3 protein-coding genes are annotated in these 2,059 nt (G+C 33.9%); all 3 read left to right on the forward strand.

Annotated features, from left to right (window positions below):
* Positions 1–128: 128 nt before the first annotated feature.
* The 3 genes from ABIB40_RS20560 (at position 129) to ABIB40_RS20570 (ending at position 1,896) form a co-directional block, all read left to right on the forward strand.
* A complete protein-coding gene (locus tag ABIB40_RS20560; protein WP_354361815.1) occupies positions 129–458 on the forward strand; it encodes a hypothetical protein in 330 nt (109 codons plus the stop codon).
* 76 nt (positions 459–534) lie between these two features.
* Positions 535–813 carry a WapI family immunity protein gene (locus ABIB40_RS20565; protein WP_354361817.1) on the forward strand — a complete coding sequence of 93 codons (279 nt, stop codon included), beginning with the start codon at positions 535–537 and terminating at the stop codon, positions 811–813.
* A gap of 261 nt (positions 814–1,074) precedes the next feature.
* Complete coding sequence (locus ABIB40_RS20570) at positions 1,075–1,896, forward strand: toll/interleukin-1 receptor domain-containing protein (RefSeq protein ID WP_354361819.1); 822 nt, start codon at positions 1,075–1,077, stop codon at positions 1,894–1,896.
* The last annotated feature ends 163 nt before the right edge of the window (positions 1,897–2,059 follow it).

The following is a 2,059-nucleotide window of genomic DNA, read 5'->3' on the forward strand; positions in this document are numbered from 1 at the left end:
GGTTCAACTCAGGTTTTTCGTTATTTACTTAGGTCTGTGCGGTACGACAATGGTTCTGCATTAATGCCATTTCTGCACAAATTTTCAAAACGTTATGCGGCAGCTTAAAAGACGACACAACACAGAAAATGGGACATAAAGTAGTTTGTTTAGACTGTAAAAAATCATTTAGCCAAGGAACTGACTTCAATGACAGAAAGGAAGCTACTTGCCCTGATTGTGGAAAACCAATGACACTTTTGCCTCATAGGTTTAGACCGCCTAAAAAGACAGAAGACAAAAAATGGGAGACTGTTAAGTTTTTAATTGAAAATGGCTTTTACTATCAACACATATACGAAAGCGTTACTAAGACATTAAATGGATTTACTAAGTATGAAAATTTGGTTCCTTATCCTGACAATATCCGAGATGCCAAAGAATTTGTAGAACGCTATAAAAACCAAGCACGAAAATGATTTTTTCAGGCACTGACAATCAAACAGTTGAACTAAAAATAATGAACTATCAATTTCCCGAAAATAAAGACTGTGATTGGATGGGAATTGGCTGAATATATATTTGAAAGTTGACAGCAAAGTTGGTAAATGGCAAACAATTGACCCTTCTTTGACTACTTGGGAAGTTCAAGAAATCACAGATTGGTTTGAACAACTTTCAGCAGACAAAGAACCAGAATTTAGATTAATAACATTTACAGAACCAAATCTATCTTTTGAACTTTTAAACGAGCCGACAGACAACAAGAAATTAATTAGAATAAAATTTGATTTAGAATGCAGACCAAAATCTGCGTTAAATGATGAAGAATAATTTGTTGATATTTCAGCTGACAGAGACGAACTAATCACAATTAAAAAAGGACTAAAAGATGAACTTAACAAATATCCTGAAAGAAAGCCGACCGCATAACAGCCGTTTTGCAAAATCGGGGGTTTCGTGCTTCTATGACAGTGAAGTGCTAAATTAAGCTTTATGCATCTAATAAAGTTTAGTGCTGAAAAACCCCGCCTTCGCAAAGCGGCAAAACGTTATAAGGCATTTTAACCGAACGAACAATTTAAAATATTGAATATGGAATACAAATACGACATTGCTCTATCATTTGCTGGTGAAGACCGAGAATATGTAGATAAAGTTGCTCAAATATTGAAAGAAAATGGAATTAAAGTTTTCTATGATAGGTTTGAAGAAGTTGACCTTTGGGGAAAAGATTTAGGAATTCACTTCGATTATGTTTACCGAAGACAATCAAAATACTTTGTTCCTTTTATTTCTGAAAATTACGAAAAAAAAGTTTGGACAAACTATGAAGTGAGAACAGCAATTGCAAGAGCAATTGAAAATAAAGAAGAATATATTTTACCCGTTAGATTTGACAAAACTGAACTTGATGGAATTCGCTCAACACTTGGATACCTCGACATCAGCGAAACATCTCCAGAAGAACTTTCTAATAAAATATTGAAGAAGTTAGGAAGCGAAGTAAATATTCCTATACCGGAAAAAGAAGAACCAAAAGGAAATATTTATTTGACTTCTTATTTGAATATAAATGGTTATTCTAATAGAGAAATTATGATTGGTGTAACTGTAACAAATACAGTTAATGACTTTAGATATTTTAACTCTCCATACTTCAAAATTAGTCGACCAATTCACGGAGATGCGGACACTTTCCAACTATTGAATATTACTTCTCAAATTCAATTTCCAAAAAGAATGGAATATGGCGAACAATATCAAGTAATGTATAATTTGAAAGAAGCTTTTTTAGAAGACCTTAAGAAAATGAAAGGGCAAAAGGTGACCTTGACTGCAATTGTAAATACGACAGTGGGAGAAAAGTTCTATTCAAATGCTATGGACATTGATATGTTATTCTTCGGAAAATAAAAAAAAACGCCTTATAACAGCAAATTTGCGCAAAAATGGCTGACGGTGGTTTACGTTAGTTCATCAGTTGGATATTCCGACCCATACTACACCACCCATTCCGAGGCATACTGCACCAGCCATTCCGAGCCAAAGTACACCAGTTTTTGTTTGAGGTAGAATA

Origin of the sequence: Pedobacter sp. UYP30 (assembly GCF_040547165.1) — a bacterium.
Lineage (GTDB): Bacteria > Bacteroidota > Bacteroidia > Sphingobacteriales > Sphingobacteriaceae > Pedobacter.